This is a genomic window from Streptomyces sp. NBC_00457, assembly GCF_036014015.1.
In the GTDB taxonomy this organism is placed as follows: Bacteria; Actinomycetota; Actinomycetes; order Streptomycetales; family Streptomycetaceae; genus Streptomyces.
In genome coordinates, this window is sequence record NZ_CP107905.1 from 5,730,762 (window position 1) to 5,755,899 (window position 25,138).

Genomic DNA, 25,138 nt, shown 5'->3' on the forward strand with positions numbered 1-25,138 from the left:
GCCCGGTGAGGCACTGGCGGAGGATACGAGATTCGAACTCGTGAGGGGTTGCCCCCAACACGCTTTCCAAGCGTGCGCCCTAGGCCTCTAGGCGAATCCTCCGCCGCAAACAATACAAGACGTTGAGGAGTGCTAGCGAACTCGTTCCCGCTGGCCGGCATCGGGTACTGTGGGCGCAGCCCCTCACGCGGCGCTATCTGACTGAACTCCCCCAGGGCCGGAAGGCAGCAAGGGTAGGTTGGCTCTGGCGGGTGCGTGGGGGGCGCTTGCGTTGCCGGGTGACCGGCGGGCGGAGCCCGATGTCAGTGGGCGCCTATAACCTCGTATGCGTGTCGTCTCTTGCGCTGTACCGCCGCTATCGCCCGGAGTCGTTCGCCGAGGTCATCGGGCAGGAGCATGTAACCGACCCGCTGCAGCAGGCGCTGCGGAACAACCGGGTCAATCACGCGTACCTGTTCAGCGGTCCGCGCGGATGCGGCAAGACGACGAGCGCGCGGATTCTGGCGCGGTGTCTGAACTGCGAGCAGGGGCCCACGCCCACCCCGTGCGGTGAGTGCCAGTCCTGCCGGGATCTCGCTCGGAACGGGCCCGGTTCGATCGATGTCATCGAGATCGACGCCGCTTCGCACGGTGGTGTCGATGACGCGCGTGACCTGCGGGAAAAGGCCTTCTTCGGGCCCGCAGGCAGCCGCTACAAGATCTACATCATCGACGAGGCCCACATGGTCACGTCGGCCGGTTTCAACGCGCTGCTGAAGGTCGTCGAGGAGCCGCCGGAGCACCTCAAGTTCATCTTCGCCACCACCGAGCCCGAGAAGGTCATCGGGACGATCCGGTCGCGGACCCATCACTACCCGTTCCGGCTCGTTCCGCCGGGGACGCTGAGGGAGTACCTCGGCGAGGTGTGCGGGCGGGAGAACATCCCTGTCGAGGACGGTGTGCTGCCGCTGGTGGTGCGCGCCGGGGCGGGGTCCGTGCGTGACTCCATGTCCGTCATGGACCAGCTGCTCGCCGCGGCCGGTGCCGACGGTGTGACGTATGCCATGGCCATCTCGCTGCTCGGCTACACGGACACCTCGCTGCTCGACTCCGTCGTCGAGGCCTTCGCCACAGGTGACGGCGCCGCCGCCTTCGAGGTCGTCGACCGCATCATCGAGGGCGGCAACGACCCGCGTCGCTTCGTCGCCGATCTGCTGGAGCGGCTACGGGACCTGGTGATCCTCGCCGCCGTTCCGGACGCGGTGGAGAAGGGGCTCATCGATGCCCCCGCCGACGTGCTCGAGCGGATGCAGGCCCAGGCCGGCACCTTCGGCGCCGCCGAACTCAGCCGCGCAGCCGACCTCGTCAATGAAGGCCTGACCGAGATGCGGGGCGCCACCTCCCCCCGACTCCAGCTCGAACTGATCTGCGCGCGCGTGATGCTGCCCGCCGCGTACGGGGACGAGCGGTCGGTCATGGCCCGCCTCGACCGGCTCGAGCGCGGCGTGAACTTCTCGGCCGGGGGCGGGGCACCCGCGATGGGGTATGTGCCCGGGCCCGAGGCGCACGGCGGTGCGGGTGCGGGTGCGGCGGCGGGGATGGGGGCCATGAGTGCATCGGCTCCTCCGGCTCCTTCGGTTCCTCCAGGGGGCGGGGCCGCTGCGGCTCGGGCTGCCGTGCGGGGCTCCGGCTCCGGGCCCGGTGGTTCTGGGGCGGGTTCGGGGGGTGCGACCGACCCGGACAGTGGTACGACGTCGGCGGCTGGGTCGGTTCCGCCTGCCGCCGCCGGCCCGGGCGGCGGACCTTCTGGTGGCGGTCAGCCGCAGCAGGCCCAGCAACAACCACAGCACAGCCAACAGCCTCAGCAGCCCCAGCCCGGCCAGGGCTCAACCAGCTCTGCCCCCGGCTCCACCCCCGGCGCCTGGCCCACCGCCACCCCCGCCGGCGGCGGCCGACGCCCCGGCGGCTGGCCGACGACGACCCCGGCGGGCGGTGGCCGGCCCGCAGCCGCCGACACACCCGCCCCTGCACCCGCGCCACCGCCCGCCCCACACGCCGCCACCCCCACCCCCCCATCCACCCCGGCACCCGGCGGCCTCGATCCCCGCATGCTCTGGCCCAACATCCTCGAGACCGTCAAGAACCGCCGTCGCTTCACCTGGATCCTGCTCAGCCAGAACGCCCAGGTGGTCGGCTTCGACGGCACCACCCTCCAACTCGGCTTCGTCAACGCCGGTGCGCGGGACAACTTCGCGAGCAGCGGCAGCGAGGACGTGCTGCGACAGGCGCTGGCCGAGCAGTTCAACGTCCAGTGGAAGATCGAGGCCGTCGTCGACCCGTCGGGCGGCTCGGCACCCCCACAATCCTCCGGCTCCTCCGGCTTCAACGGCGGCGGTGGCTACGGGGGTGGAGGCAGCACTGGTGGAAGTGGCCACGGCGGCAGCGGAGCTACGACGCCCCCGCGCCCGGCATCCCCCCAGCCCCCGCCCACCTCACCCGGGCCCACCCCGGCTCCCGCCGCCCCCGCACCACGGTCCTCGTCCTCACCCTCGCCCGCGTCGTCCACTCCGGAGCCACCCCCCGTCTCCCCCGAGGACGACACCCCGGAGGACGACGACCCGGACCTCGACGAGTCGGCCCTCTCCGGCCACGAACTCATCGTGAAGGAGCTGGGGGCGACAGTGGTGGAGGAGTTCACCAACGAGTAGGGAACGAGTCGGGGCCGTCTCCCGGAGACCGACGGTCAGGACGGGCACGCACCGGTACCTCGGAGGATCCTCCAACCCGAACAACCCCCGCCCCTCAGCAACCCGCACAATTCACGCAGCCCCCCGCCGGTTAGGCTGACCCCGTGAAGGTCCTCGTCATCGGAAACGGCGCCCGCGAACACGCCCTGTGCCGTTCCCTGTCCCTCGATCCCGACGTCACCGCGCTGCACTGCGCCCCCGGCAACGCCGGTATCGCCGAGGTCGCCGAGCTGCACCAGGTGGACGCCCTGGACGGCACGGCCGTATACGCGCTGGCCACCGAGCTCGGCGCCGACCTGGTCGTCGTAGGCCCGGAGGCGCCGCTTGTCGCGGGGGTCGCCGATGCTGTGCGCGAGGCGGGGATTCCGGTCTTCGGCCCGTCCAAGGAGGCCGCGCAGCTGGAGGGCTCCAAGGCCTTCGCGAAGGAGGTCATGGCGGCGGCCGGGGTGCCTACGGCCAGGTCGTACGTGTGCACCACGCCCGCGGAGGTCGACGAGGCCCTCGACGCCTTCGGCGCACCGTACGTCGTGAAGGACGACGGGCTCGCGGCCGGCAAGGGCGTCGTCGTCACCGGCGACATCGAGGCGGCCGCGGCGCACGCCAACGCCTGTGAGCGCGTCGTCATCGAGGAGTACCTGGACGGCCCCGAGGTCTCCCTCTTCGCGGTCACCGACGGTGTGACGGTCGTCCCGCTGCAGCCCGCCCAGGACTTCAAACGCGCCCTGGACGGCGACGAGGGCCCGAACACCGGCGGCATGGGGGCGTACTCCCCGCTGCCCTGGGCCGACCCGAAGCTGGTCGACGAGGTCATGCAGACCGTGCTCCAGCCCACCGTCGACGAGATGCGCCGGCGCGGTACCCCCTTCTCCGGCCTGCTGTACGCCGGTCTCGCGATCACCGGCCGGGGCGTACGGGTCATCGAGTTCAACGCCCGCTTCGGCGACCCCGAGACCCAGGTCGTCCTCGCCCGCCTCAAGACCCCGCTGGCCGGTGTCCTGCTCGCCGCGGCGAACGGCACCCTCGACGTCCTCGAGCCCCTGCGCTGGAGCGACGACGCCGCGGTCACCGTGGTCGTCGCCTCGCACAACTACCCCGCGACCCCGCGCACCGGCGACCCGATCACCGGCCTCGACGAGGTGGCCACCCAGGACGCCCCGCACGCGTACGTCCTGCACGCCGGGACGAAGCGCGCCGGCGACGCGATCGTCAGCGCGGGCGGCCGCGTCCTCTCCGTCACGGCCACCGGCACGAACCTCACCGAGGCCCGCGACCGCGCCTACCAGGCCGTCTCCCGCATCCACCTCGACGGCTCCCAGCACCGCACGGACATCGCGGCGAAGGTGGCGGGCGCGTAAGCCACCAGCGGCGGCCGGGCACCCAAAACCTGGTCGGCGACCAACCCCTCGGGCCTCGAATCCGTCTATGGATTCGGGGCCTGATCCTCGCTGTCCGTCATCCACCTTTCCCCAAAGCCATTCCATCGAGTGACCGGTAGCCCATACCGCTGACGAGGGCCGGGGCCCCAACTAGGGTGCGGCGCAAGCGTTCCGGCACTTGGCCCACCGGCATTGCGATGTCAGTGGTGGGTGCCACAGTGGGGGAGTGAGCAACGCCAGGGCAGTGGGCGGCGACCACGGTGACGGGCACCGTCACGGCGGGCGCCGCGCTTGCCGCCGTTCGGGACAGCAGGGAGGGGGTGACGACCGATCATGACCGGTATGGGTGGGGAGGCGGGCACACAGTCCGCGCGCTCCAGGGCTCTCGCCGTGCTGCACATCCGCAGCCGGGCGCTGGCCGTCGCACTGCTGCCCGCGGCTCTCGCCGTGGTGTTGCTGGCCGGCGCGTCCACCGGCCATCTCGTGGGCGCGGGCTGGCACACCACGCGCTGGGTCGTGACACCGCTCGCCGTGCTGGTGCTGCTCGCGGCCGGCGGCATCGCGCTGGTCGTCGCCCGTTCCCGCCCCGCGGTGAGCCCGACGGTCCCGATCGGCGAGGAATCGGCGCCGGATCTGTATCGCATGGTGCGCGACCTCGCCGACCGCCTCGACGTCCCGGCCCCCTCCGCCATAGCGCTCACACCGGACTGCGACAGCTGGCTGGAGGACCGTGCACATCTGTCCCACGGCCCGCCTCCGCCGGAGGACGGCGACGAGATAGCGGGCCTGGGCAGACACGCCCACCGCCGCAGCGCCACAGCCCCCGTCCTCGTCATCGGCTCTCCATTCCTGTGGTGGATGCGCGTCGGCGAGCTGCGCGCGGTCCTCGCCCCGGTCGTCGCCGGTACGGGACCGTCGGCACACCCCGACATAGCGGCGGCCCGCCGTTTCGTACGGGGTCTGGACGCGGCGGTGGCCGTCACCTCGGCACCCCATCGCGGGCCCGTGGCACGCACGGTGCTGGCGGGTGTCGGCTGGGTGGCGCGCGTGCTGCTGCGGAGCTGCCGGGGGCATGCGGCCGAGATGGAGCGGGGCGTGGCCGCCGCGGCCGCCGAGCGTGCACAGGCTGTGGATTACGGACTGCGGATCGTCGCGCAGGAGCAGGTGGGGCTGGCGTACGCGGGCTGGGACCGGCTGCTGACCCGGGTCGCGCTGCCTGCCTGGCGGATGGGGCGCTGGCCGTCCCGGCTGGACGCGGGCGTCGTGGCCGCGCTGACCGAGCTGTCCCGCCGCGACCGGCTGGCCGAGGGCTTCGCCTCGCGGCTGGGCGAGCGCCCCGCCTGTGACCTGCTCGAAGAGCCCGGCGCGGTGGACGAGGCCGCCTCACTCCTCGCCGCCCGCCTCTTCCACGGCGGCCCCGCCGAGCCCGGCCCGGACTGGTCCCCCGTGGACTGGCAGGAGTATCCGGAGGAGGTCGTCGACCGCAAATGGCGCACCGACGCGGCCCGCCTCCACCGCGTCCTCGACGCCCTCGGCGTCCGCCGCACCCCCGGCCACACCACCCCGGAAGCCCACGGCCCCACCCTGGCCCGCGTCCTCGACCACCTGTCGACCACCCCGACCACCGACGCCGGCTCCCGGCCCGGCGCCGACGCCGGTCGCGGTCTTGACGCCGGCTCCCGGCCCGGCGCCGACGCCGGTCGCGGTCTTGACGCCGGCTCCCGGCCCGGCGCCGACGCCGGTCGCGGTCTTGACGCCGGCTCCCGGCCCGACGCCGACGCCGGTCGCGGTCTTGACGCCGGCTCCCGCTCCGACACCGACGCCGGTCGCGGTCTTGACGCCGGCTCCCGCTCCGACACCGACGTCAGCCCCGGCCTCAACCCTCACGCCCGCCCCGGCCTCAACCCCCACCCCCGCCCCGACATAGACGCCGACGCTGACACCGACACCCCCGCGGACAACGACCGCACCTCCGCCCTGGCCGCAGGCCTCACCGCCGAACTGGCCCGGGAGGAAGCCGCGACCCCCGCCGACCGAAAGGCGTCCTCGGCCGCCGCCGGCCAGGGACCGGACACCACCCTCTGGGACGACGGCACGCTCCCGCTCTTCCCGCTGCAGCCGCCCCGCACCGCCCGCGAACTGCTCGCCGACCACGTCACGGCGATGGTGTGCTGCGCCGCGATGGACACCGCGGGGGCGACTCCCGGCCTCGACTGGCTCGACGGCCCGTCCCTCATCGTCAACGGAGAGCGCGCCGCCGATCTGACCCCCCGAGTCCTCAGCCTGATCGAGGACGGCGACCCGGCCCCGCTGCGGACCTGGCTGGTGGAGTCGGGCATACGCCCGGAGAAGCCGGTCCGCCTCGTCTGACAGGCCCCCGGACCCCACCGCACTCCAAACCGAAATCCCGGCCGGAAGCTCGGATTCCACTTTCGGCCAATTCGCAACGAATAGTGACAGCCTGCGTGCGTTATGTGATGTGCTGGGACCGATCGCGCACATGGCAAGGGCTTGCGACATAAGACAGGCACACGAGGCACGCACAGGACGTACGAACACGGGGGCACAAGGGAGGGGAGCGATCATGGCGTCGCAGCAGATTCGCCGCTGGGAGTCGGGCGCGCTGGCGCACGCGGTGACGGACCCCTTCGGCCAGGGCCCCGTCCCCTGGCTGCGCGGCAGCGAGACCTACTTCGACGACACCGGCCAGGTCGTCCCCTGGTACGTCGATCCCAGCCCCGCGCAGTCGACCGGCGAGAACCCCCGCGTCCCAGCCCCCCGATCCTCCACCGGCGGCGGCCCGCGCGCCGCCGACGACGTCAAGCGCCAGATCAAGGGCTTCGCCTCCACCGGCGCGGCCGCCCCCGGCGAGGCCATCGACTTCCATATCACCGTCGACCCGCCCCAGGAATTCAGCGTCGACGTCTACCGCATCGGCCACTACGGCGGCGACGGCGCAGCCAAGATCACCACCAGCCCCCGCCTGTCCGGCATCGTCCAGCCACCCCCGCTCACCGCCGACCGGACCGTCTCCTGTCACCACTGGTGGCTGTCCTGGCGGCTGCAGATCCCCTCCTACTGGAGCATCGGCGCCTACGTCGCCGTCCTCACCACCGCCGACGGCTACCGCTCCCACGTGCCGTTCACCGTCCGCGACAACCACCCAGCTGACCTGCTGCTCCTCCTGCCCGACATCACCTGGCAGGCCTACAACCTCTACCCGGAGGACGGCCGCACCGGCGCCAGCCTCTACCACGCCTGGGACGAGCAGGGCCGGCTGCTGGGCGAGGCCGACGCCGCGACCACGGTCTCCTTCGACCGCCCGTACGCCGGCGCGGGCCTCCCCCTCCACGTAGGCCACGCCTACGACTTCATCCGCTGGGCCGAGCGCTACGGCTACGACCTGGCCTACGCCAACGCCGGCGACCTGCACGCCGGCCTCGTCGACCCCGCCCGCTACCGGGGCCTGGTCTTCCCCGGCCACGACGAGTACTGGTCGCCGGCCATGCGCCGCACCACGGAACTGGCCCGCGAGCACGGCACCTCCCTGGTCTTCCTCTCCGCCAACACCATGTACTGGCAAGTGGAGTTGGGCCCGTCCCCGTCCGGCGTCCCCGACCGCCTGCTCACCTGCCGGAAACGGAAAGGACCGGGCAGGCCGGTCCTCTGGCGCGAGATCGACCGCCCCGAGCAGCAACTCGTCGGCATCCAGTACGCGGGCCGCGTCCCCGAGCCGCACCCCCTGATCGTCCGCAACGCCGAGCACTGGCTGTGGGAGGCGACCGGCGCGCACGAGGGCGACGAGATCGACGGCCTGGTCGCGGGCGAGGCCGACCGCTACTTCCCGCGCACCCCGCTCCCCGAGCACGAGAACCGCATCCTGCTCGCCCACTCCCCGTACAGCGACAGTGACGGCGCCTTACGCCACCAGGAGACCTCCCTCTACCGCGCCCCTTCGGGCTCCCTGGTCTTCGCGTCCGGAACGTTCGCCTGGTCCCCGGCTCTCGACCGCCCCGGCCACGTGGACCCCCGTATCCAGCGGGCCACGGCCAACCTCCTGGACCGCATCTGCAAACGTGACTGAACCCCCTTGTCCAAGGTCACTCCCGCATACGGGAGAATCAGCTCACTTGGACATCACCACGGGGAGGAACCGTGTCCGGATTCGTTGAAAAGCCCGAGCCCCTCCAGGTTCCGGGTCTGGTGCATCTGCACACCGGCAAGGTGCGCGACCTGTACCAGAACGACGCGGGCGACCTCGTGATGGTCGCCAGCGACCGCATCTCCGCGTACGACTGGGTGCTGCCGACAGAGATCCCCGACAAGGGCCGTGTCCTCACCCAGCTCTCCCTGTGGTGGTTCGACCAGGTCGCCGACCTGATCCCCAACCACGTCCTGAGCACCGACCTGCCCGCCGGCGCCCCCGCCGCATGGGAAGGCCGCACCCTCGTCTGCAAGGCCCTCCAGATGATCCCCGTCGAGAGCGTGGCCCGCGGCTACCTCACCGGCTCGGGCCTCGCCGAGTACAACGAGTCCCGCACCGTCTGCGGCCTCGCCCTCCCCGAGGGGCTGAGCGACGGCTCGGAGCTCCCCGCCCCGATCTTCACCCCGGCCACCAAGGCGGCCGTCGGCGAGCACGACGAGAACGTGTCGTACGAGGAGGTCGCCCGCCAGGTCGGCGCCGACACCGCCGCCCGGCTGCGCCAGGCCACCCTCGCCGTCTACGCCCGCGGCCGCGCCATCGCCCGTGACCGCGGGATCATCCTGGCGGACACCAAGTTCGAGTTCGGCTTCGACAACGGCGACCTGGTCCTCGCCGACGAGGTCCTCACCCCGGACTCCTCCCGCTTCTGGCCGGCCGACCAGTGGCAGCCGGGGCGCCCGCAGCCGTCGTACGACAAGCAGTTCGTGCGTGACTGGCTGACCTCGGCGGAGTCCGGCTGGGACCGGAAGAGCGAGCAGCCGCCGCCCGCGCTGCCGCAGCACGTGGTGGACGCGACCCGCGCCAAGTACGTGGAGGCGTACGAGCGGCTGACGGGCACGAGCTGGGCGTGAACGCGGAAGACCCCGGTCGGAGGAACCGACCGGGGTCTCACACAGAGCGGACGACGAGGCTCGAACTCGCGACCTCAACCTTGGCAAGGTTGCGCTCTACCAACTGAGCTACGTCCGCACTGCGCCGTGGCGCGAGAGCAACTATACCCAACCTCGCTCACGTGCGAGCCGTACCGCTGCATGCCGGTTCTCCGCCCCGAGCTTGGAGACGGCCGACGACAGATAGTTCCGTACGGTCCCCTGCGACAGCGCCGCCCGCTCCGCGATCTCCGATACGGGCGCCCCGTCGGCGGCGAGTTCCAGCACCTCGGCCTCGCGCGCGGTCAGCGGCGAGTCCCCGGCGGAGATCGCGTCGGCGGCCAACTCCGGGTCGACGTAACGGTTCCCGGCGTGCACGGTCCGGATGACCTCCGCGAGCCGCCGCGCGCTCACCGTCTTCGGCACGAACCCCCGCACACCGGCCGCGAGCGCCCGCTTCAGATGCCCCGGCCGGCCATGACTGGTCACGATCAGCACCTGGCACTGAGGCAGTTCGGTCCGTAGCGATGTGGCGACCTTCACACCGTCGGCGCCAGGCATCTGAAGATCGAGCACGGCGACGTCCGGCGCATGCGCCCGGGCCATCGCCAGCGCCTCCGGTCCCGTGGCCGCCTCGGCGACGATCAGGAGATCGTCCTCCAGCGCGAGCAGCGCGGCGAGCGCACCCCGGATGAGGTGCTCGTCGTCGGCGAGCAGCAGCCGGACGGTCATGAAGCGACCTCACTGACCACGGCCGCAGTCACCGGCACCTCGGCCACCAACCGGAACACGCCCTGCCGCACCGGTCCCGCCTCCAGCGTCCCGGCCACCGCCGCCAGCCGCTCCCGCAGCCCCGCCAGCCCCGAACCACCGGTGCCGGACGCCGTACGGGCCCCGTCGTTCTCCACGGTCAGTACCACCCGCCCCTCCCTCCTCCGCACGGACACCTCACAGCGCCGTGCGTCCCCGTGCCGCAGCACATTCGTCGTCGCCTCACGCACCACCCACCCGAGCGCCGACTGCACATCGACCGGCAGCCCCTCGGTCGAGCCGGACACCTCGCAGTCGATCCCGGCCGCGGTCAACACCCCCCGCGCACCGGCGAGTTCGACCGACAGGTCGGCCTCCCGATACCCCCGTACGACATCCCGCACCTCCCGCTGCGTCTCATGCGCGATCCGCTGCACCTCGATCATCTGATCCACGGCCTCCGGCCGCCCGCGCCGCGACAGCTGCACCGCCAGCTCGCTCTTCAACGCGATCACCGCGAGATTCCGCCCCATCACGTCATGCAGATCCCGCCCGAAGCGGAGCCGCTCCTCGGCGACGGCGAGCCGGGCGCGGGTCTCCCGGGCATCGCCGAGTGCGTAGACGGCGTTGAGCAGCCAGACGGAGAAGACGGACGCGAAGGACATGAAGCCGGACCCGGCCAGGACCGCGACGGCCGTGGCCAGCGCGGCGCCCGCGGGGGCACCCAGCAGGAGCGCCACAAGACCGGCGCCCGCGGTGAAACCCGCCACCAGCATCAGCACCCGCCGCCGGCCGCGGATGCCGAGCGCCATGATGCCGACACCGAAGATCACCACCGTGGCGAAGAGGCCGCCGGCCGCGGAGTCGGCGTCGGAGTCGCCCGGGCTGCGATCGGCGAGGAGCAGCGCGCCGGCCGCGATCAAAGCCGTGACCACCCCCAGCGCCCACATCAGCCGCAGGGGTTGCGGGCGGCGCTCGCGCGTCCAGTCGAGTGCCCGGGCGACGGTGACCGTGCAGAGCAGGGCGTGCGCGCACACCGCCGCGAACAGCAACCCCGCCAGCTGGAGCCCCGCGTTGCCGAAGACGGCCAGCCCGACGGTCGCGACCTCGACCATCGGGAGGCTGTGGTAGGACCACCGCGTATACGTCTCCACCTTCGCCGGCGTGCTCTTCCCCCGCCACCAGCCCTCCGGCCCCCGCATACCCACGCTCCCGTCCGTCAGTGCCGCGGCTCCCACCGGAACCACCGCCGTACAGCAAACACCGCGACCAGGGTCCAGGCCAGCGCGAGCGTCATGGAGCTGAGCGCCTCGCTCGCCGAGAGGTCCCCGCTCCAGCCGCCCTGCACCAGCTTCATCACCGGCGACAGCGGCAGCAGCTCCAGGACGGAGGCCAGCCGGTCGGGCAGCATTTCCAGCGGAATGGCGATGCCGGAGCCGAGCATCGAGATGAACAGCAGGGGCAGCGTGGTGACCTGCGCGCTCTCCACGGTCCGCGAGTAGCTGGCGGTGACGGCCGCGAGCGCCACACACATCACCACGCCCAACAGCACGCCCAGGACGGCGAGATACACGGCCTTGGGCGCCGGGATGTCGAGCAGAGCCGTGCAGCCGGCCGCCAGCAGCAGGCACTGCGCCAGCCCGATCACCGCGGCCGGCGTCGCGGCACCCGCCAGGATCTCCGTGTCCCGCAGCTCCCCCGTGCGCAGCCGCTTGAGGACGAGTTCCTCACGCCGCGCGGTGAAGACGCCGACCAGCGCCGAGTACACGGCGAACAGCAGCGAGAAACCGATCGCGGCGTTCAGCATCACCAGCCCGACGGTGAGCCCGACGTCCTCGAGCTCCGACTCCGGAAACGCCGACCGCACACTGATCGGTATCACCAGCGGTACGAACAGCGCCGAGACGAGCGTGGCCTTGCTGCGCCCGAGCAGCGTCAGCTCGGCGCGGGCGAGGGCGGCCATGCGCCCCGCGGGAGTGGTCACGGTACTCACACGTACTCCTTCTGGGCGGCGGGTGCGTCGTGCGCCTTCCGGGCGATCCCCAGAAACGCCTCTTCCAGCGAGGCCGGGCGCACATCGAGGCGGTGCAGCTCGACTCCGGCCTGCGCGGCCCACATCAGCACTCCGGTGGCGGTCCGCTGCAGCTCCTGGGTCCGCAGCCGTACGACGCGTCCGTCCACCTCGTGCCCGCTCACCCCCAGCTCACCGAGCGGCGGCAGGTCTCCGACGAAGTACCCCAGGGGCAGCTCGAAGGAGATCCGGGACGGCTGGGACGCCGTCACCTCCTCGGGCGTGCCGGCCGCCGCGATCCGCCCCTCGTGCATGATCGCCAGCCCGTCGGCGAGCTGCTCGGCCTCCTCCAGGTAGTGCGTGGTCAGCAGGACGGTCGTACCGCCCTCGCGCAGCGACCGCACCAACTCCCAGGTGTCCCGGCGCCCTTCGGCATCCATCCCGGTCGTCGGCTCGTCCAGGAACAGCACCTCCGGGTCGCCGAGCAGTGCCAGCGCGAGATCCAGGCGCCGCCGCTCACCCCCGGACAGCTGCTTCACCCGTACGCCGGTCCGCCGCGACAGCCCGACCAGTCCCAGCGCCTCGTCCACCGGCCGCGCCCCGCTCGTGCAGGCCGCCCACATCCGCGCGGTCTCGGCGACGGTCAGCTCGGACGGAAACCCGCCCTCCTGCAGCATCACCCCGGTGCGCGGTCGTACGACGGCCCGATCGGCGTACGGGTCGTGGCCCAGCACCCGCACCCGGCCCCCGGCGGGCGCGGCGAGGCCCTCCAGCAGTTCGACGGTCGAGGTCTTGCCGGCTCCGTTGGTGCCGAGGAGTGCGAAGAGCTCGCCGCGGGCCACGGAGAAGGTGACACCGCGCACGGCCTCGAACCCGCCCCCGTACACACGCCGCAGGTCGGTGACCTCGATCACGTGCTCGTGTTCTTTTGAGTCCATGCCTTCAGCGTCCCGTCGGACCGGGCCCGGAAGCAGTGCACGCTGTCATCACTCGGCATGACAAATGTCAGGCGAGCGCTCGAGGATGCGAAAAAACCCCGGTCGGATCGACCGGGGTCTTCGAAAGAGAGCGGACGACGAGGCTCGAACTCGCGACCTCAACCTTGGCAAGGTTGCGCTCTACCAACTGAGCTACGTCCGCATTGCATCCGACCGGCTCTCACCGATCGGCGCGAGCACCAGCCTACCTGATCCACAACTGTGGTCCGGACGGCGGTGCGGAGCGGGTGACAGGAATTGCACACTGCGCCTTCCCCCTGGAAGGGGGATGTTCTACTACTGAACTACACCCGCATGTACTCCGTGAGCTGGACCTTTTCGGCCCTGCCCGGCGGCGTGCTCCAGACTCTAACTGATCTGGAGGGGTGCAGCGCAAGTCGGTTGCCCTCAGGGCCCGCTGGCGCATCCTGAGGACAACGGCGGTCGGCACCTCACTGGGCGGCGGCGAACGCCTCGTAGACCTTCTTGGGGATCCGGCCGCGCGCCGGCACCTCCATCTTGTGGGCCTGGGCCCAGGCCCGGACTGCTGCCGGGTCGGGGGCGACCTCGGTCTGCCGGTACGCCTTGCCGGACCGCGACCGCTTCCGGCCGGCCTCCACGTACGGCGCGAGCGCCTTACGCAGTTTCTTGGCATTGGCTTGATTCAGGTCGATCTCGTACGACTTGCCGTCGAGTCCGAAAGCGATCGTCTCCGCCGCTTCTGAACCGTCGATGTCGTCAAAGAGGGTGACCACGACCTTCTGCGCCACGAATATCGGTCCCTTCATGCGGCACTTTGCCAATTCATTTGTACAGTGCCCGGCAATGCATTGTGAAGACCGACTAAATCTGTCCGCGTGTCCGAGCGCAATGGGTATCCGGGTGTCGATCGGGGATCTTTCCCGGAAATTTTCGTGAAGGCGGCTTCCGATGCCGGATCGTGACAGCGGTCACGTAGGAACCTACAAGTCGACGCGCGTAGAAATTTCGTGCGGGTAGTCTGAAGGCACTGTAGGAACCTGCTCAGCACCACAACACCGGGAGTGCCAGTGGCACGCGTCGTAGTCGACGTCATGCTCAAGCCGGAGATCCTCGACCCCCAGGGCCAGGCGGTGCAGCGCGCACTGCCGCGACTGGGTTTCGAAGGCATCTCGGACGTACGTCAGGGAAAGCGATTCGAACTGGAAGTTGACGGGCCGGTCGACGATGCCGCGCTCGCCCGCATCCACGAACTCGCGGAATCCTTCCTCGCCAACACCGTGATCGAGAACTTCACCGTCCGGGTCGAGGAAGTCGCGGAGGCCGTGAAGTGACCGCTCGTATTGGCGTCGTCACTTTCCCGGGCAGCCTCGACGACCGGGACACCCAGCGCGCGATCCGCCTCGCGGGCGCCGAACCGGTCGCCCTCTGGCACAAGGACAAGGACCTCCACCAGGTCGACGCCGTGGTGCTGTGCGGTGGTTTCTCCTACGGCGACTATCTGCGCGCCGGTGCCATCGCGCGCTTCTCGCCGGTGATGGAGCCCCTCATCGAGCAGGCGAAGGCGGGCCTCCCGGTCCTCGGCATCTGCAACGGCTTCCAGATCCTCACCGAGGCCCACCTGCTCCCGGGCGGGATGCTCGGCAACGACCACCTCCACTTCATCTGCCGCGACCAGAAGCTGCGGGTGGAGAACGCGGAGACGGCCTGGACGACCGACTACTCGGCGGGCCAGGAGATCCACATCCCGCTGAAGAACATGGACGGCCGGTACGTCGCCGACCAGTACACGCTGGACAAGCTGGAGGCCGAGGGCCGCGTCGCCTTCCGGTACCTGGACTTCAACCCCAACGGCTCGCTCAACGACATCGCCGGCATCAGCAACGAAGCCGGGAACGTCGTAGGCCTGATGCCGCACCCGGAGCACGCCGTGGAGCCGCTCATCGGCACCGGCCGCACCGACGGCCTCCCCTTCTTCACCTCGATCCTCAAGAAGCTGGTCAACGCATGAGCCGGACGCCTCTCGACACGGTCGAGCACGCGACCGCGACCCCCGACGTCGAGCTGCCCTGGGCCGAACTCGGCCTGAAGAAGGACGAGTACGAGAGGGTCGTGGAGATCCTCGGCCGCCGGCCCACCGGTGCCGAGCTGGCCATGTACTCCGTCATGTGGTCCGAGCACTGCTCGTACAAGTCCTCCAAGGTCCATCTGCGCCAGTTCGGCGAGAAGGCCCCCGAGTCCGACGCGATGCTCGTCGGCATCGGCGAGAACGCGGGCGTGGTGGACGTCGGCCAGGGCTACGCGGTCACCTTCAAGGTCGAGTCGCACAACCACCCCTCCTACGTCGAGCCCTACCAGGGCGCGGCCACGGGCGTCGGCGGCATCGTGCGCGACATCATCGCGATGGGCGCCAGGCCGGTAGCCGTCGTGGACCCCCTCCGCTTCGGTGCGGCCGATCACCCCGACACCAAGCGCGTACTCCCCGGCGTCGTCGCCGGCATCGGCGGCTACGGCAACTGCCTCGGCCTCCCCAACATCGGCGGCGAGGTCGTCTTCGACGCCTGCTACCAGGGGAACCCGCTGGTCAACGCCGGTGCCATCGGCGTCATGCGGCACGAGGACATCCACCTCGCGAAGGCGTCCGGCGCGGGCAACAAGGTCATCCTGTACGGCGCCCGCACGGGCGGCGACGGCATCGGTGGCGCGTCCATCCTCGCCTCGGAGACCTTCGACGACGCCAAGCCCTCCAAGCGCCCCGCCGTCCAGGTCGGCGACCCCTTCCAGGAGAAGCTGCTCATCGAGTGCACCCTGGAGGCGTTCGCCGAGAAGCTGGTGGTCGGCATCCAGGACCTCGGCGCGGCGGGCCTGTCCTGCGCCACGTCCGAGCTGGCGTCGAACGGCTCGGGCGGCATGCGCGTCACCCTGGACGACGTACCCCTGCGCGACTCGACCCTCTCGCCCGAGGAAATCCTCATGAGCGAGTCGCAGGAACGCATGTGCGCGGTCGTCGAGCCGGGGAAGGTCGACCGTTTCCTGGAGATCTGCGACAAGTGGGACGTCATCGCGACCGTCATCGGTGAGGTGACGGACGGCGACCGCCTGGAGATCTACTGGCACGGCGGCAAGATCGTCGACGTCGACCCGCGCACGGTCGCGCACGAGGGCCCGGTCTACGAGCGCTCGTACGCCCGCCCGTCCTGGCAGGACGCCCTCCAGGCGGACGACGCGAACAAGCTGCCGCGGCCGAAGAGCTCGGACGAGCTGAAGGACCAGGTCCTGAAGCTGGTCGCCTCCCCGAACCAGGCCTCCAAGTCCTGGATCACCTCCCAGTACGACCACTTCGTGCAGGGCAACACGGTGCTGGCCCAGCCCGAGGACTCCGGGATGATCCGCATCGACGAGGCGAGCGGCCTCGGCGTAGCGATCGCGACGGACGGCAACGGGCGGTACGCCAAGCTGGACCCGTACGCGGGCGCGCAGCTGGCGCTGGCGGAGGCGTACCGCAATGTCGCCACCACCGGCGCCAAGCCGCTCGCCGTGTCCGACTGCCTGAACTTCGGTTCGCCCGAGGACCCGGCGGTGATGTGGCAGTTCGCGGAGGCGGTACGAGGTCTCGCGGACGCCTGCCAGCAGCTCGGCACCCCGGTGACGGGTGGCAACGTCTCCCTCTACAACCAGACGGGCGAGGTGGCCATCCACCCGACCCCGGTGGTCGCGGTCCTCGGCGTGATCGACGACGTCGCGCGCCGCACGCCGGTCGCCTTCCAGGAGGAGGGCCAGCTGCTGTACCTCCTTGGCGACACGCGTGAGGAGTTCGGCGGCTCGGCCTGGTCGCAGGTCGTCCACGACCACCTGGGCGGTCTGCCGCCCCAGGTCGACCTGGAGCGGGAACGCCTCCTGGCCGAGATCCTGATCTCCGCCTCCCGCGACGGCATGATCGACTCCGCGCACGACCTGTCCGACGGCGGCCTCATCCAGGCCGTGGTCGAGTCCGCGCTGCTCGGCGGCAAGGGCGCGCGACTCATCGTCCCCGACGGGCTCGACGCCTTCACCTTCCTCCTCTCCGAGTCGGCGGGCCGCGCGCTCGTCGCCGTACCGCGCTCCGAGGAGGTCCGCTTCAACGACATGTGCGGCGCGCGGGGCCTGCCGGTCACGCGGATCGGTGTCGTGGACGGCGACGCCGTGGAACTCCAGGGCGAGTTCACCCTCAGCCTCGACGAGCTGCGCGAGGCGCACGAGAACACCATCCCGGCCCTGCTCAAGTAGGCACCGGCTCCGAAGCCCCCGCCCGGTCACCGGGCGGGGGCTTCGCCGTAGGCGCACCCCCACGACCCCGCAGCCGCGCACGGCGGGAAGGGGACGTGCCGGGGGGTGTCCGCCCGCAGCGGCCGGCGTCAAGACACAGCCCCTCCTGACCAACGGCACCCGCCGGACCGAGGACGGACACCCCCCGGCGCGGCCCCGACCCACACCGCACCGTCAGGCGCTACGCGCACCCCCACCGAACCCGCACAGGCCGCCGCAGGCACCCCCCACCGAACCCGCACAGGCCGCCGCAGGCACCCCCCACCGAACCCGCACAGGCCGCCGCAGGCACCCCCCGCCGAACCCGCACAGGCCGCCGCAGGCACCCCCCGCCGAACCCGCACAGGCCGCCGCAGGCACCCCCCGCCGAACCCGCACAGGCCGCCGCAGGCACCCCCCGCCGAACCCGCACAGGTCGCCGCAGGCACCCCCCGCCCAACCGCCGGAGGCAAGCGCACCCCCGCATAGGCTGCCCCCATGCCCCCGGCCAGAAAACGCCCCCGAACCTACGACCCCGCCAAGATCCGCGCCGCCGTGCTCGCGCAGTTCGGGCATGTACGGGACGCCGTACGCACGTTGACGCCCGAACAGCTCGCGTTGCCGACGCGCCTCGGGCACTGGACCGTACGGGAGTTGGTGGCGCACACCGGGATGGCGCCGGCGGCCGTGGTGCGGCTGCTCGACGAGCCGGAACCGGCGCGGCAGGACGCGGCGCTATTGGACTGGCTCCCCGCGATCGCCGACGCAGCCGACGACATCGCCGACACGGCCCGGCTGAGGGCCGAGCAGCACACGGATCTGGACAGCCATCTCGCGGACATCGAGCGGGAGTTCACCGCCCGCATCGCCGACGAGCCCGGCAGCCGCCTGCTCCCCACCAGCGCGGGCGCCCTGACCCTGGCCGACTACCTCGTCACCCGCACCGTGGAACTCGTCGTCCACACCGACGACCTGAACGCCGCCGTCCCCGGCCTGGACATCCCGTACGACCGCCAGGCCCTCGCCGCCTGCACCCGCCTCCTCGCCGACGCGCTCGCCGCCAAGGCGCCCGGCGGCTCGACGGAGGTGCGGATCCCGCCGTACGCCGTGGTGCAGTGCGTGGAGGGGCCGCGGCATACGCGCGGCACCCCGCCCAACGTCGTCGAGACCGACCCGCTCACCTGGATCCGGCTCGCGACCGGGCGGGTGGAGTGGAAGCATGCTGTCCATGACGCCAAGGTCAGCGCCAGCGGGGAGCGGGCCGATCTCGGGCCGTTGCTGCCGCTGCTTCGTTGACGGACGGGCACATGACAACAGAGTCATAACGGGGCCGAACCCATCGCCCGTCCCGTGCGTCAAAGAGCCATGAAGCGGACGACGAAGAACATGACGTACGCCGCCGCGGCCTTGGCCGGCACGGCCGTCCTGGCCGCCTGCGGCACGGAGTCCGGCAGCGGCAGGGTCGGCGAGGGCGACACCACCAAGGACATCTCCACCATCGCGGACACCTCCTGGCTGCCCCAGAGCGTGACCGTCGACGGCAAGAAGTACGACCTGCCCAAGGGCGACTCCTTCGACCTCGAGGACGCCCACATCACCTTCAAACCCGGCGCGGCCGAGCCCGACGTCGGCGGAGGCGAGTCCGGCGGCACGGTGGGCTGCAACCACTTCGGCGCCGACGTCGACATCGAGGGCGACACCGTGAAGGTCACCGACCTCGCGAGGACGATGATCGGCTGCGAGGGAGCCGTCGGGGAGTTCGAGGAGAAGTTCGTGGGCGTCTTCGAGGGCAACCTCAAAGCCGCCGTACAAGAGCGCGACGGCACCAAGACCCTCACCCTGACCAGCGGCAACGGCGACCGCATCACCCTTCGCGAAGGCACCGCCGAGACCGCCCCCGCCCTCAAGGGCACCCGGTGGACGATCGACACCCTGCTGTCGGGCAAGAGCGACGACTCGACCGCCGTGTCCCTGCCCGAAAAGGCGAAGGCCCACCTCACCCTCACCAAGAACAACACCGTCACCGGCAGCCTCGGCTGCAACACCTTCAACGCCAAGGCCACCGTCAAGGACGGCACCATCGAGATCGGCCCTCTCGCGACCACACGGATGGTGTGCTCGGAGCCCGTCATGAAGACCGAGCGCGAACTCACCGAAATCCTCTCCGGCAAGGTCTCCTACCAGCAGAAACACAAGTCCCTGACGATCACCGCGGCCTCCGGCGAGGGCCTCGTGGCACGGGCGAAGTAAGCAAGCCCACTCTTCACGAATTCGGACCAGTGGTCGATCTCGCCTACACTCGGTGGCGTGCCACGTGGTGACGGTCGACTAAGTCATGATCTGCTCCCCGGTGAGAAAGGCCCCCAGGACGCTTGCGGCGTCTTCGGTGTCTGGGCTCCCGGCGAAGAGGTCGCCAAGCTCACTTACTTCGGGCTCTACGCCCTCCAGCATCGAGGTCAGGAATCCGCGGGAATCGCGGTCAGCAACGGCTCCCAGATCCTCGTCTTCAAGGACATGGGCCTGGTCTCCCAGGTCTTCGACGAAACCTCGCTCGGTTCGCTCCAGGGTCACATCGCGGTCGGTCACGCCCGCTACTCGACCACCGGCGCCTCCGTGTGGGAGAACGCCCAGCCGACGTTCCGAGCCACCGCGCACGGCTCCATCGCGCTCGGCCACAACGGCAACCTGGTCAACACGGCCCAGCTCGCCGAGATGGTCGCCGACCTGCCCAAGCAGGAGGGCCGCACCCCGCGCGTCGCGGCCACCAACGACACCGACCTGCTCACGGCGCTGCTCGCCGCCCAGGTCGACGAGGACGGCAAGCCGCTGACCATCGAGGAGGCCGCCCACTCGGTCCTCCCGCAGGTCCTCGGCGCCTTCTCCCTCGTCTTCATGGACGAGAACACGCTCTACGCCGCCCGCGACCCGCAGGGCATCCGCCCGCTGGTCCTCGGCCGCCTGGAGCGCGGCTGGGTCGTCGCCTCCGAGTCCGCCGCCCTCGACATCTGCGGCGCCGCCTACGTCCGCGAGATCGAGCCGGGCGAGTTCGTCGCCATCGACGAGAACGGCCTGCGAACGTCCCGATTCGCGGAAGCGAAGCCCAAGGGCTGTGTCTTCGAGTACGTCTACCTCGCCCGCCCGGACACCGACATCGCCGGCCGGAACGTCTACCTCAGCCGGGTCGAGATGGGCCGCCGCCTCGCGAAGGAAGCGCCCGTCGACGCCGACCTCGTCATAGCGACCCCGGAGTCCGGCACCCCGGCCGCCATCGGCTACGCCGAAGCGTCCGGCATCCCCTTCGGTGCCGGTCTTGTGAAGAACGCATACGTCGGCCGTACGTTCATCCAGCCCTCCCAGACGATCCGCCAGCTCGGCATCCGGCTGAAGCTGAATCCGCTGAAGGAAGTCATCAAGGGCAAGCGCCTGGTCGTCGTCGACGACTCGATCGTGCGCGGCAACACCCAGCGGGCCCTGGTCCGCATGCTCCGCGAGGCGGGCGCCGCCGAGGTCCACATCCGGATCTCCTCGCCGCCCGTGAAGTGGCCCTGCTTCTTCGGCATCGACTTCGCCACCCGCGCCGAGCTCATCGCCAACGGCATGACCATCGACGAGATCGGCACCTCGCTGGGCGCCGACTCCCTGGCGTACATCTCCCTCGACGGCATGATCGAGGCGACCACCATCGCCAAGCCGAACCTCTGCCGCGCCTGCTTCGACGGCGAGTACCCGATGGAGCTCCCGGACCCCGAGCTGCTGGGCAAGCAGCTCCTGGAGACCGAGCTGGCCGCGGGGCCCGCCGCCACGGCCGCGGCCGACGCGATCCGTCGCCCGTAAGCCACGTAGAACCCAACCCGAAAGATCCCAGGCAATGTCTGAGACTCATGCTGCTTCCGGTGCTTCCTACGCGGCTGCCGGCGTCGACATCGAAGCGGGCGACCGCGCCGTCGAGCTGATGAAGGAGTGGGTGAAGAAGACGCAGCGCCCCGAGGTCCTCGGCGGCCTCGGCGGTTTCGCCGGCCTCTTCGACGCCTCCGCCCTCAAGCGCTACGAGCGTCCGCTGCTCGCGTCCGCCACCGACGGCGTCGGCACCAAGGTCGACATCGCGCGCCAGATGGGCGTCTACGACACCATCGGCCACGACCTGGTCGCCATGGTGATGGACGACATCGTGGTGTGCGGCGCCGAGCCGCTGTTCATGACCGACTACATCTGCGTCGGCAAGGTCCACCCCGAGCGGGTGGCCGCCATCGTGAAGGGCATCGCCGAGGGCTGCGTCCTCGCCGGCACCGCTCTGGTCGGCGGCGAGACCGCCGAGCACCCCGGTCTGCTCGGCCCGGACGACTTCGACGTGGCCGGCGCCGGCACGGGCGTGGTGGAGGCCGACCGGCTGCTCGGCCCGGATCGTATCCGTACGGGTGACGCGGTGATCGCCATGGCGGCCTCCGGCCTTCACTCGAACGGGTACTCGCTCGTCCGGCATGTCCTGCTGGACCGCGCGGGCATGGCGCTGGACACCCAGGTCGCCGAGTTCGGCCGCACCCTCGGTGAGGAGCTCCTGGAGCCCACCAAGATCTACTCGCTGGACTGCCTGGCGCTGACCCGGACGACGGATGTGCACGCGTTCAGCCATGTCACCGGCGGTGGACTGGCGGCCAACCTCGCCCGTGTCATCCCGGACGGCCTGCACGCGATCGTCGACCGCTCCACCTGGACCCCGGCCCCGGTGTTCGACCTCGTCGGCAAGACCGGCGACGTCGAGCTGCTGGAGCTGGAGAAGACCCTCAACATGGGCGTCGGCATGATCGCGATCATCCCGGAGGAAGCGTCGGACGTGGCCCTGGCGACCCTGGCCGACCGCGGTGTCGAGGCATGGGTGGCCGGCGAGATCACGGACCGCGGCGACCACGCCACGGGTGCGGAGCTGGTCGGCGCGTATGCACACTGACTGAGTCCCGGTCGGCGCTTGCGAAAGCAGCGCAAAACCCGGTCCTACGGGTAACCGCTCAGGACCGGGTCAGGCACTGCTCGACAGTCAAGCGCCGCGGCGTTGTTGCGACGCGGGACCGGACTCGTCGTCCTCGTCCTCGTCGTTATAGAGATCCGCGTACTGGGCGTACGGGTCATCTTCCTCGTCATCGTCCTCGAACGGCTCGCCATTCGGCGGCTGTTGCGAAGTCGAAGCGCCCAGCTCGTTGGCCAGACGCGACAGGTCAGTCCCGCCGCTGTTGTACTTCAGCTGGCGGGCGACCTTCGTCTGCTTGGCCTTGGCCCGGCCGCGCCCCATGGCTCGACCCCCTCGGTGACGGGGCTCGACGGCCCCAGAGTCTCGACACGCGTTCATGATCTGGAACGGACTCTCCGTGGAGAGGCCGGTCCGTAGGGCTTCCACGGTACCTGAGCCCGCGCCCATACGGTACGTCGCCCGCAGCAGCCGCGTGTGCACAGGACCTTTGAGGCGCCCCGTCCTCGCTGGTCAACCGCGATTTTAACCACTTCCTGGCGGTCGACCCGCCGATGGAAGTGAGAGTTCTCTCTAAGTGCCCACCGGCGGGTACCGGCCAAACCTCCCGGACCGGTCCGGGCGCACTCACCGTCCGCGCGCCGCCGCCTCGTGCATCCGCTGCTCGGCGATCCGGTCGGCCGCGGCGGCCGGCGGAATGCCGTCCGCCTTCGCACGTGCGAATATTGCCAGCGTGGTGTCGTAGATCTTCGCCGCCTTCGCCTTGCACCGCTCGAAGTCGAAGCCGTGCAGCTCGTCGGCGACCTGGATGACACCGCCCGCGTTCACCACGTAGTCGGGCGCGTACAGGATGTGGCGGTCGGCCAGGTCCTTCTCGACGCCCGGGTGGGCCAGCTGGTTGTTGGCGGCGCCGCACACGATCTCGGCGGTGAGCACGGGCACGGTGTCGTCGTTCAGCGCGCCGCCCAGCGCGCAGGGGGCGTAGATGCCGAGCCCGTCGACGCGGATCAGCGCCTCGGTGTCCGGAACGGCCAGCACGGTGTCGTACCGCTCGGTCACCTGCCGTACGGCCTCCTCGCGCACGTCGGTCACGAAGACCTCGGCGCCCTCCGCGACCAGGTGCTCCACCAGGTGGCGGCCGACCTTGCCGACGCCCGCGATGCCGATGCGCCTGGCCCGCAGCGAGGGGTCGCCCCACAGATGCTGGGCGCTGGCCCGCATGCCCTGGTAGACGCCGTACGCGGTGAGGACGGAGGAGTCGCCGGCGCCGCCGTTCTCGGGCGAGCGGCCGGTGGTCCAGGGGCATGCGCGGTGGACGACGTCCATGTCGGCGACGTAGGTGCCGACGTCGCACGCGGTGACGTACCGGCCGCCGAGCGAGGCCACGAAACGCCCGTAGGCGAGCAGCAGTTCCTCGGTCTTGTCGCGCTCCGGGTCACCGATGATCACGGCCTTGCCGCCGCCGTGGTCGAGCCCGGCCATGGCGTTCTTGTACGACATGCCGCGCGAGAGGTTGAGCGCGTCGGCGACGGCCTCCTCCTCGCTGGCGTACGGGTAGAAGCGCGTACCGCCGAGTGCGGGGCCCAGGGCGGTGGAGTGGATGGCGATGACGGCCTTGAGGCCGCTGGCTCGGTCCTGGCAGAGCACGACTTGCTCATGACCCCCCTGATCCGAATGGAACAGGGTGTGCAGTACATCAGCAGGCGCGCCGGTTACGTCGGTCACGGTGGTGACTCCTGGGTAAGTAGCGGCGGTTGGGACGAGCTCCCGTAAGGGTGGCGGGAGGCAGCTAGCACGAGATTAGAGCCTGTACGCCCCGCCGACCGCGACGTGCTCAGGATCACCTACTGCCGGAGTACGCCCGTGCGACGATTTGCATAGTTTTCCCGCACGTTTGTGAGCGGGTTTCGCAGGTTTTCCTGGCAGAGGGCGGGGGAGGGAGCAGGCGTGCCCAAGGTGTCCTCGCTGATCGTCCCGTACGCGACCTATCTGCGTGTGTACGAACCGCTGGCCGCCTTCCCGAAGCGGGAGCGCGACCACTGGGAGCGGTACGCCCGGCGCCCCGACCGTCCCACGTACCAGGACGAACTCCGCCGCGCGCTGGCCGACTTGCTGCCCACGCCGCCCGTCCCGGTACCGGTGCACGAGAGCCGTGACGCCTTCGTGCTCGAGGTCGACGGAGTGGTCTGCGTCTGCCCCTGGCGCACCCGGCTGCGCGGCTGGCAGGCGCTCGGCGATCTCGCCGAGGAGCTGCCGCCGCCCGTCCTGGACGCGGTGCTGCCGCCCGTCGTACGGCGCCAGGCGGCCCAGGACTACGAGCGCTGGCTGGCCCGCAACCCCGACGCCCGGCCGTGGATCCGCACCTCGACCTGGCAGGTGCCGCTGCACTGGTTCGTGCTGGTCGCGGACGAGGAGCGGCGTTTCGACAAGGGCTCCGGCGACGCTCCGCCGATGCTGCGCTACCGGACGCCGATGGTGCAGGCCCGGCGGCGGGTGGCGCGGGCGCTCAGGACCCTGAAGGACACCATCGACGAGGGGCCGCTGATCGACGGCCTGCTGGACGTGGGGCGCTGGCTGGAGGAGTTCCATCCGCGCTCGCTGGTCGAGCTGGACTACGGCGGCCTGGTGCACACCCTGCCGCCCGGCGAGCTGGAGGACGACCATTCGGCCGCCGACGTGGCCGAGGGGATCGCGGCGCTGCGTGAGGGGGACGGCGAGGCGGCGGGCGAGGCGTACGGCCGGCTCGTGGAGCGGTGGCGGTCGGTGCGGGACCGGCGGTCGGCGAACTGACATCCGGAGTTTGATCGTCGTTCGGCGATATGACGCCTGACCTGCGGTCGGGGAACTGACGTTTGACCTGACGCCCGTTTTGGGGTTTCGTCCTCGTCCTGAGGTTCCTGAGGTTTCGTCAACATGGGGCGTTGGTCACGATCCGGGCTTATGTCTCAAGCGTGACGGACCGCACGTACGCGGCCCTTGCCTCCCTTGCCCCTCCTCATGTC

The 25,138-nt window shown here is 70.8% G+C and carries 20 protein-coding genes, 4 tRNA genes and 1 other RNA gene; 14 read left to right on the forward strand and 11 right to left on the reverse strand.

Annotated elements, in window-relative coordinates:
* Positions 1 to 14: 14 nt before the first annotated feature.
* Positions 15 to 102, reverse strand: a tRNA-Ser gene (locus OG828_RS26115).
* 72 nt (positions 103 to 174) lie between these two features.
* Between OG828_RS26115 and ffs the strand changes: the two genes are divergently transcribed.
* From ffs to OG828_RS26145, 6 genes are all read left to right on the forward strand, one after another.
* Positions 175 to 273, forward strand: an RNA gene (ffs, locus tag OG828_RS26120) — signal recognition particle sRNA small type.
* Between the two features lie 56 nt (positions 274 to 329).
* Complete coding sequence (locus OG828_RS26125; RefSeq protein WP_328502487.1) at positions 330 to 2,687, forward strand: DNA polymerase III subunit gamma and tau; 2,358 nt, start codon at positions 330 to 332, stop codon at positions 2,685 to 2,687.
* Between the two features lie 143 nt (positions 2,688 to 2,830).
* Entirely contained in the window at positions 2,831 to 4,081 is a 1,251-nt protein-coding gene (purD, locus tag OG828_RS26130; protein WP_328502488.1) for a phosphoribosylamine--glycine ligase, read from the forward strand.
* Positions 4,082 to 4,444: 363 nt separating this feature from the next.
* Positions 4,445 to 6,472, forward strand: coding sequence for a hypothetical protein (locus OG828_RS26135; RefSeq protein WP_443062515.1), 2,028 nt, complete (start codon positions 4,445 to 4,447; stop codon positions 6,470 to 6,472).
* A gap of 214 nt (positions 6,473 to 6,686) precedes the next feature.
* A complete protein-coding gene (locus OG828_RS26140; protein ID WP_328502490.1) occupies positions 6,687 to 8,186 on the forward strand; it encodes a N,N-dimethylformamidase beta subunit family domain-containing protein in 1,500 nt (499 codons plus the stop codon).
* Between the two features lie 71 nt (positions 8,187 to 8,257).
* Positions 8,258 to 9,157, forward strand: coding sequence for a phosphoribosylaminoimidazolesuccinocarboxamide synthase (locus OG828_RS26145; protein WP_328439867.1), 900 nt, complete (start codon positions 8,258 to 8,260; stop codon positions 9,155 to 9,157).
* Positions 9,158 to 9,202: 45 nt separating this feature from the next.
* Here OG828_RS26145 and OG828_RS26150 read toward each other — a convergent pair.
* The 8 genes from OG828_RS26150 to OG828_RS26185 form a co-directional block, all read right to left on the reverse strand.
* A tRNA-Gly gene (locus OG828_RS26150) sits at positions 9,203 to 9,275 on the reverse strand.
* 23 nt (positions 9,276 to 9,298) lie between these two features.
* Positions 9,299 to 9,907, reverse strand: coding sequence for a response regulator transcription factor (locus OG828_RS26155; RefSeq protein WP_210582251.1), 609 nt, complete (start codon positions 9,905 to 9,907; stop codon positions 9,299 to 9,301).
* The gene (locus OG828_RS26160) at positions 9,904 to 11,127 is read right to left on the reverse strand and encodes a sensor histidine kinase (RefSeq protein WP_328502491.1); all 1,224 of its coding nucleotides are present in this window, start codon (positions 11,125 to 11,127) and stop codon (positions 9,904 to 9,906) included. Before OG828_RS26160 ends, OG828_RS26155 begins: the two co-directional genes overlap by 4 nt.
* 17 nt (positions 11,128 to 11,144) lie before the next feature.
* A complete protein-coding gene (locus tag OG828_RS26165) occupies positions 11,145 to 11,888 on the reverse strand; it encodes an ABC transporter permease (RefSeq protein ID WP_328372182.1) in 744 nt (247 codons plus the stop codon).
* Positions 11,889 to 11,914: 26 nt separating this feature from the next.
* Complete coding sequence (locus OG828_RS26170; protein ID WP_328439869.1) at positions 11,915 to 12,874, reverse strand: ABC transporter ATP-binding protein; 960 nt, start codon at positions 12,872 to 12,874, stop codon at positions 11,915 to 11,917.
* A gap of 129 nt (positions 12,875 to 13,003) precedes the next feature.
* Positions 13,004 to 13,076 (reverse strand) — tRNA-Gly (locus OG828_RS26175).
* 80 nt (positions 13,077 to 13,156) lie between these two features.
* Positions 13,157 to 13,228: transfer RNA gene (locus OG828_RS26180), tRNA-Gly, on the reverse strand.
* Between the two features lie 137 nt (positions 13,229 to 13,365).
* Positions 13,366 to 13,683 carry a histone-like nucleoid-structuring protein Lsr2 gene (locus tag OG828_RS26185; RefSeq protein ID WP_210582341.1) on the reverse strand — a complete coding sequence of 106 codons (318 nt, stop codon included), beginning with the start codon at positions 13,681 to 13,683 and terminating at the stop codon, positions 13,366 to 13,368.
* Between the two features lie 279 nt (positions 13,684 to 13,962).
* Here OG828_RS26185 and purS point away from each other — a divergent pair, with 279 nt between their 5' ends.
* The 7 genes from purS (at position 13,963) to purM (ending at position 22,121) form a co-directional block, all read left to right on the forward strand.
* Positions 13,963 to 14,226: a phosphoribosylformylglycinamidine synthase subunit PurS gene (purS, locus tag OG828_RS26190; protein WP_328361731.1), complete on the forward strand. Its 264-nt coding sequence runs from the start codon at positions 13,963 to 13,965 to the stop codon at positions 14,224 to 14,226.
* Complete coding sequence (gene purQ, locus OG828_RS26195) at positions 14,223 to 14,903, forward strand: phosphoribosylformylglycinamidine synthase subunit PurQ (RefSeq protein WP_328361734.1); 681 nt, start codon at positions 14,223 to 14,225, stop codon at positions 14,901 to 14,903. The genes purS and purQ overlap by 4 nt, the downstream gene beginning before the upstream one ends.
* Entirely contained in the window at positions 14,900 to 17,158 is a 2,259-nt protein-coding gene (purL, locus tag OG828_RS26200) for a phosphoribosylformylglycinamidine synthase subunit PurL (RefSeq protein ID WP_328502492.1), read from the forward strand. The genes purQ and purL overlap by 4 nt, the downstream gene beginning before the upstream one ends.
* 516 nt (positions 17,159 to 17,674) lie before the next feature.
* Positions 17,675 to 18,472 (forward strand): maleylpyruvate isomerase family mycothiol-dependent enzyme, encoded by a 798-nt coding sequence (locus OG828_RS26205; RefSeq protein WP_328502493.1) that lies wholly within the window; start codon positions 17,675 to 17,677, stop codon positions 18,470 to 18,472.
* 69 nt (positions 18,473 to 18,541) lie between these two features.
* Positions 18,542 to 19,426, forward strand: a complete 885-nt coding sequence (locus tag OG828_RS26210; RefSeq protein WP_328502494.1) for an META domain-containing protein — start codon at positions 18,542 to 18,544, stop codon at positions 19,424 to 19,426.
* Between the two features lie 57 nt (positions 19,427 to 19,483).
* A complete protein-coding gene (purF, locus tag OG828_RS26215; RefSeq protein ID WP_210582355.1) occupies positions 19,484 to 21,010 on the forward strand; it encodes an amidophosphoribosyltransferase in 1,527 nt (508 codons plus the stop codon).
* A 34-nt stretch (positions 21,011 to 21,044) separates the two neighbouring features.
* On the forward strand, positions 21,045 to 22,121 hold the full coding sequence (gene purM, locus OG828_RS26220) for a phosphoribosylformylglycinamidine cyclo-ligase (RefSeq protein WP_328361750.1): 1,077 nt from the start codon (positions 21,045 to 21,047) through the stop codon (positions 22,119 to 22,121).
* A gap of 87 nt (positions 22,122 to 22,208) precedes the next feature.
* Here purM and OG828_RS26225 read toward each other — a convergent pair whose 3' ends face one another.
* Entirely contained in the window at positions 22,209 to 22,460 is a 252-nt protein-coding gene (locus OG828_RS26225) for a DUF3073 domain-containing protein (RefSeq protein ID WP_210582359.1), read from the reverse strand.
* Between the two features lie 303 nt (positions 22,461 to 22,763).
* Positions 22,764 to 23,861, reverse strand: coding sequence for a Leu/Phe/Val dehydrogenase (locus tag OG828_RS26230; protein WP_328361755.1), 1,098 nt, complete (start codon positions 23,859 to 23,861; stop codon positions 22,764 to 22,766).
* 222 nt (positions 23,862 to 24,083) lie between these two features.
* Here OG828_RS26230 and OG828_RS26235 point away from each other — a divergent pair, with 222 nt between their 5' ends.
* Complete coding sequence (locus OG828_RS26235) at positions 24,084 to 24,926, forward strand: hypothetical protein (RefSeq protein ID WP_210582362.1); 843 nt, start codon at positions 24,084 to 24,086, stop codon at positions 24,924 to 24,926.
* Positions 24,927 to 25,138: the final 212 nt, after the last annotated feature.

Bases quoted from the DNA above. Each gene is read 5' to 3' on its own strand.
- OG828_RS26165 (WP_328372182.1), bottom strand. From the start codon at position 11,888: ATGGCCGCCCTCGCCCGCGCCGAGCTGACGCTGCTCGGGCGCAGCAAG.
- OG828_RS26170 (WP_328439869.1), bottom strand. From the start codon at position 12,874: ATGGACTCAAAAGAACACGAGCACGTGATCGAGGTCACCGACCTGCGG.
- purL (WP_328502492.1), top strand. From the start codon at position 14,900: ATGAGCCGGACGCCTCTCGACACGGTCGAGCACGCGACCGCGACCCCC.
- OG828_RS26160 (WP_328502491.1), bottom strand. From the start codon at position 11,127: ATGCGGGGGCCGGAGGGCTGGTGGCGGGGGAAGAGCACGCCGGCGAAG.
- OG828_RS26210 (WP_328502494.1), top strand. From the start codon at position 18,542: ATGAAGCGGACGACGAAGAACATGACGTACGCCGCCGCGGCCTTGGCC.
- OG828_RS26155 (WP_210582251.1), bottom strand. From the start codon at position 9,907: ATGACCGTCCGGCTGCTGCTCGCCGACGACGAGCACCTCATCCGGGGT.
- OG828_RS26135 (WP_443062515.1), top strand. From the start codon at position 4,445: ATGGGTGGGGAGGCGGGCACACAGTCCGCGCGCTCCAGGGCTCTCGCC.
- OG828_RS26225 (WP_210582359.1), bottom strand. From the start codon at position 22,460: ATGGGGCGCGGCCGGGCCAAGGCCAAGCAGACGAAGGTCGCCCGCCAG.
- purM (WP_328361750.1), top strand. From the start codon at position 21,045: ATGTCTGAGACTCATGCTGCTTCCGGTGCTTCCTACGCGGCTGCCGGC.
- OG828_RS26205 (WP_328502493.1), top strand. From the start codon at position 17,675: ATGCCCCCGGCCAGAAAACGCCCCCGAACCTACGACCCCGCCAAGATC.
- OG828_RS26140 (WP_328502490.1), top strand. From the start codon at position 6,687: ATGGCGTCGCAGCAGATTCGCCGCTGGGAGTCGGGCGCGCTGGCGCAC.